This is a genomic window from Pseudomonas sp. PDM16 (assembly GCF_014851865.1).
Lineage (GTDB): Bacteria > Pseudomonadota > Gammaproteobacteria > Pseudomonadales > Pseudomonadaceae > Aquipseudomonas.
On sequence record NZ_JACVAM010000014.1, the window covers coordinates 1 to 5,666 of the forward strand.

Annotated in this window: 1 protein-coding gene, 2 tRNA genes and 3 rRNA genes; 1 reads left to right on the forward strand and 5 read right to left on the reverse strand. The window is 52.0% G+C overall.

The genetic code is table 11. From position 1 onward, the window contains the following. Positions 1 to 34 precede the first annotated feature (34 nt). The 5 genes from rrf to IB234_RS23695 all read right to left on the reverse strand — a co-directional run bounded on the left by rrf (position 35) and on the right by IB234_RS23695 (position 5,221). Positions 35 to 150: ribosomal RNA gene (rrf, locus tag IB234_RS23675) — 5S ribosomal RNA — on the reverse strand. A gap of 135 nt (positions 151 to 285) precedes the next feature. Continuing rightward, positions 286 to 3,177: ribosomal RNA gene (locus tag IB234_RS23680) — 23S ribosomal RNA — on the reverse strand. Positions 3,178 to 3,407: 230 nt separating this feature from the next. After that, positions 3,408 to 3,483, reverse strand: a tRNA-Ala gene (locus IB234_RS23685). Positions 3,484 to 3,514: 31 nt separating this feature from the next. Beyond that, positions 3,515 to 3,591 (reverse strand) — tRNA-Ile (locus IB234_RS23690). Between the two features lie 93 nt (positions 3,592 to 3,684). After that, positions 3,685 to 5,221: ribosomal RNA gene (locus IB234_RS23695) — 16S ribosomal RNA — on the reverse strand. The 16S, 23S and 5S rRNA genes sit together here with 2 tRNA genes alongside, the layout of an rRNA operon. 32 nt (positions 5,222 to 5,253) lie before the next feature. Between IB234_RS23695 and IB234_RS24075 the strand changes: the two genes are divergently transcribed. Further along, positions 5,254 to 5,666 (forward strand): hypothetical protein (locus tag IB234_RS24075; protein WP_225580784.1); only part of this gene is annotated, 413 nt, incomplete at its 3' end.

Here is a 5,666-nt window from a genome sequence, read left to right on the forward strand (position 1 = left end):
ACCCGATTGCTCGGATGGGGGTTTGGGGATAGGAGCTTGACGATGACCTACTCTCACATGGGGAAACCCCACACTACCATCGGCGATGCGTCGTTTCACTACTGAGTTCGGGAAGGGATCAGGTGGTTCCAACGCTCTATGGTCGTCAAGCAATTCGGTTGGGGAGTCGGTGTTTAGTCGCTTCCCCTAATGGGTATGTGATGTGGCGTTGCGGTTCTTAGCGAACTTTCGGTTCGTTTGTCGACTTCACCATCACCGACAATCTACAGATTGTTTGGGTGTTATATGGTCAAGCCTCACGGGCAATTAGTATTGGTTAGCTCAACGCCTCACAGCGCTTACACACCCAACCTATCAACGTCGTAGTCTTCGACGGCCCTTTAGGGAGCTCAAGGCTCCAGTGAGATCTCATCTTGAGGCAAGTTTCCCGCTTAGATGCTTTCAGCGGTTATCTTTTCCGAACATAGCTACCCGGCAATGCCACTGGCGTGACAACCGGAACACCAGAGGTTCGTCCAACCCGGTCCTCTCGTACTAAGGTCAGCCCCTCTCAAATCTCAAACGTCCACGGCAGATAGGGACCGAACTGTCTCACGACGTTCTAAACCCAGCTCGCGTACCACTTTAAATGGCGAACAGCCATACCCTTGGGACCGGCTTCAGCCCCAGGATGTGATGAGCCGACATCGAGGTGCCAAACACCGCCGTCGATATGAACTCTTGGGCGGTATCAGCCTGTTATCCCCGGAGTACCTTTTATCCGTTGAGCGATGGCCCTTCCATACAGAACCACCGGATCACTAAGACCTACTTTCGTACCTGCTCGACGTGTCTGTCTCGCAGTCAAGCGCGCTTTTGCCTTTATACTCTACGACCGATTTCCGACCGGTCTGAGCGCACCTTCGTACTCCTCCGTTACTCTTTGGGAGGAGACCGCCCCAGTCAAACTGCCCACCATACACTGTCCTCGATCCGGATAACGGACCAGAGTTAGAACCTCAAGCATGCCAGGGTGGTATTTCAAGGATGGCTCCACGCAGACTGGCGTCCACGCTTCAAAGCCTCCCACCTATCCTACACAAGCAGGCTCAAAGTCCAGTGCAAAGCTACAGTAAAGGTTCACGGGGTCTTTCCGTCTAGCCGCGGATACACTGCATCTTCACAGCGATTTCAATTTCACTGAGTCTCGGGTGGAGACAGCGCCGCCATCGTTACGCCATTCGTGCAGGTCGGAACTTACCCGACAAGGAATTTCGCTACCTTAGGACCGTTATAGTTACGGCCGCCGTTTACCGGGGCTTCGATCAAGAGCTTCGCTTGCGCTAACCCCATCAATTAACCTTCCGGCACCGGGCAGGCGTCACACCCTATACGTCCACTTTCGTGTTTGCAGAGTGCTGTGTTTTTAATAAACAGTCGCAGCGGCCTGGTATCTTCGACCGGCATGAGCTTACGGAGCAAGTCCTTCACCCTCACCGGCGCACCTTCTCCCGAAGTTACGGTGCCATTTTGCCTAGTTCCTTCACCCGAGTTCTCTCAAGCGCCTTGGTATTCTCTACCCAACCACCTGTGTCGGTTTGGGGTACGGTTCCTAGTTACCTGAAGCTTAGAGGCTTTTCCTGGAAGCATGGCATCAACCACTTCGCGTCCTAAAGGACACTCGTCATCAGCTCTCGGCATTAAGATCCCGGATTTACCTAAGATCTCTGCCTACCACCTTAAACACGGACAACCAACGCCGTGCTGGCCTAGCCTTCTCCGTCCCCCCATCGCAGTAACTAGAAGTGCAGGAATATTAACCTGCTTCCCATCGACTACGCATTTCTGCCTCGCCTTAGGGGCCGACTAACCCTGCGTCGATTAACGTTGCGCAGGAAACCTTGGTCTTTCGGCGTGCGAGTTTTTCACTCGCATTGTCGTTACTCATGTCAGCATTCGCACTTCTGATACCTCCAGCAAACTTCTCAGTTCACCTTCACAGGCTTACAGAACGCTCCTCTACCGCGTCACTTACGTGACACCCGTAGCTTCGGTGTATGGTTTGAGCCCCGTTACATCTTCCGCGCAGGCCGACTCGACTAGTGAGCTATTACGCTTTCTTTAAAGGGTGGCTGCTTCTAAGCCAACCTCCTAGCTGTCTAAGCCTTCCCACATCGTTTCCCACTTAACCATAACTTTGGGACCTTAGCTGACGGTCTGGGTTGTTTCCCTTTTCACGACGGACGTTAGCACCCGCCGTGTGTCTCCCACGCTCGGCACTTCCAGGTATTCGGAGTTTGCATCGGTTTGGTAAGTCGGGATGACCCCCTAGCCGAAACAGTGCTCTACCCCCTGGAGTGATACGTGAGGCGCTACCTAAATAGCTTTCGAGGAGAACCAGCTATCTCCGAGCTTGATTAGCCTTTCACTCCGATCCACAGGTCATCCGCTAACTTTTCAACGGTAGTCGGTTCGGTCCTCCAGTCAGTGTTACCTAACCTTCAACCTGCCCATGGATAGATCGCCCGGTTTCGGGTCTATACCCAGCGACTAAAGCGCCCTATTAAGACTCGCTTTCGCTACGCCTCCCCTATTCGGTTAAGCTCGCCACTGAATATAAGTCGCTGACCCATTATACAAAAGGTACGCAGTCACCTAACAAAGTAGGCTCCCACTGCTTGTACGCATACGGTTTCAGGTTCTATTTCACTCCCCTCTCCGGGGTTCTTTTCGCCTTTCCCTCACGGTACTAGTTCACTATCGGTCAGTCAGTAGTATTTAGCCTTGGAGGATGGTCCCCCCATATTCAGACAAAGTTTCACGTGCTCCGTCCTACTCGATTTCACTTCTAAGACCTTTTCGCGTACAGGGCTATCACCCACTATGGCCGCACTTTCCAGAGCGTTCCGCTAAAATCAAAGAAGCTTAAGGGCTAATCCCCGTTCGCTCGCCACTACTAAGGGAATCTCGGTTGATTTCTTTTCCTCAGGGTACTTAGATGTTTCAGTTCCCCTGGTTCGCCTCTTGCACCTATGTATTCAGTGCAAGATACCTAACTTATGTTAGGTGGGTTCCCCCATTCAGAGATCTCCGGATCAAAGTCTGTTTGCCGACTCCCCGAAGCTTATCGCAGGCTACCACGTCTTTCATCGCCTCTGACTGCCAAGGCATCCACCGTATGCGCTTCTTCACTTGACCATATAACCCCAAGCAATCTGGTTATAGATTCGTAACGTGAAGACGACATTCGCCGAAAATTCGCGCTTGAACTCGCAAATTTTGCCTTGATTTGCTGAATGCAGTGAAACATTCAACAAGTCACTTCTATCACATACCCAAATTTTTAAAGAACAGTTCTGGCGCAAAGACCAGAAATCAACATTGAACTACCAATGTTCATTTCTGAGCTTTCAGCGATTTTGAGTTAATGGTGGAGCCAAGGAGGATCGAACTCCTGACCTCCTGCGTGCAAAGCAGGCGCTCTCCCAGCTGAGCTATGGCCCCATCTACGGACTTGGCCACATCCCTTGACAATTGGTGGGTCTGGGCAGATTCGAACTGCCGACCTCACCCTTATCAGGGGTGCGCTCTAACCAACTGAGCTACAGACCCAATCGTCTAACTCTCGGGTCTAAACCCAATCGCTTTTCGCAAGTGAATCAAGCAATTCGTGTGGGAGCTTATGAAGAAGCTGATGTCTTCGATTAAGGAGGTGATCCAGCCGCAGGTTCCCCTACGGCTACCTTGTTACGACTTCACCCCAGTCATGAATCACTCCGTGGTAACCGTCCCCCTTGCGGTTAGACTAGCTACTTCTGGAGCAACCCACTCCCATGGTGTGACGGGCGGTGTGTACAAGGCCCGGGAACGTATTCACCGTGACATTCTGATTCACGATTACTAGCGATTCCGACTTCACGCAGTCGAGTTGCAGACTGCGATCCGGACTACGATCGGTTTTATGGGATTAGCTCCACCTCGCGGCTTGGCAACCCTTTGTACCGACCATTGTAGCACGTGTGTAGCCCTGGCCGTAAGGGCCATGATGACTTGACGTCATCCCCACCTTCCTCCGGTTTGTCACCGGCAGTCTCCTTAGAGTGCCCACCATAACGTGCTGGTAACTAAGGACAAGGGTTGCGCTCGTTACGGGACTTAACCCAACATCTCACGACACGAGCTGACGACAGCCATGCAGCACCTGTGTCTGAGTTCCCGAAGGCACCAATCCATCTCTGGAAAGTTCTCAGCATGTCAAGGCCAGGTAAGGTTCTTCGCGTTGCTTCGAATTAAACCACATGCTCCACCGCTTGTGCGGGCCCCCGTCAATTCATTTGAGTTTTAACCTTGCGGCCGTACTCCCCAGGCGGTCGACTTAATGCGTTAGCTGCGCCACTAAAATCTCAAGGATTCCAACGGCTAGTCGACATCGTTTACGGCGTGGACTACCAGGGTATCTAATCCTGTTTGCTCCCCACGCTTTCGCACCTCAGTGTCAGTATCAGTCCAGGTAGTCGCCTTCGCCACTGGTGTTCCTTCCTATATCTACGCATTTCACCGCTACACAGGAAATTCCACTACCCTCTACCGTACTCTAGCTCAGTAGTTTTGGAGGCAGTTCCCAGGTTGAGCCCGGGGATTTCACCTCCAACTTGCTGAACCACCTACGCGCGCTTTACGCCCAGTAATTCCGATTAACGCTTGCACCCTTCGTATTACCGCGGCTGCTGGCACGAAGTTAGCCGGTGCTTATTCTGTTGGTAACGTCAAAACAGCAAGGTATTAACTTACTGCCCTTCCTCCCAACTTAAAGTGCTTTACAATCCGAAGACCTTCTTCACACACGCGGCATGGCTGGATCAGGCTTTCGCCCATTGTCCAATATTCCCCACTGCTGCCTCCCGTAGGAGTCTGGACCGTGTCTCAGTTCCAGTGTGACTGATCATCCTCTCAGACCAGTTACGGATCGTCGCCTAGGTGGGCCATTACCCCACCTACTAGCTAATCCGACCTAGGCTCATCTGATAGCGCAAGGCCCGAAGGTCCCCTGCTTTCTCCCGTAGGACGTATGCGGTATTAGCGTTCCTTTCGAAACGTTGTCCCCCACTACCAGGCAGATTCCTAGGCATTACTCACCCGTCCGCCGCTGAATCATGGAGCAAGCTCCACTCATCCGCTCGACTTGCATGTGTTAGGCCTGCCGCCAGCGTTCAATCTGAGCCATGATCAAACTCTTCAGTTCAATACTGCTTGGGTTTTGAGAAAACCCTAAACTTGGCTCAGCAATCGCATGCTCTATTTAAAGAGCTAAAACTCTCGAATTCACGAGTGTTACTTGCGTTGCTGATAATCAGTCGACTATCAGTCTTACACCACAAGCACCCACACGAATTGCTTGATTCAGTTGTTAAAGAGCGTTTCGGCGAAGTCTTTCGTCTCAACCGAGGCCGCGCATTCTACAGCAGCCTTTCAACCTGTCAAGCTGTTTTTGAAGAATTTTTCGTTTCTTCTCAACCGCTTGCGCTTCGGATCAGAACCTCTTCTCGTCAGCGGGAGGCGCATTCTACAGCGATCAAAACCACTGTCAACCACCTCTTTAAACCGCCTTCGATCAGAGCCGATCGAAGCGCCAACAAGACCAATCCAGCACCTTGTCAGCCCGGCGCATTCTACTCGAATTCGCCGCC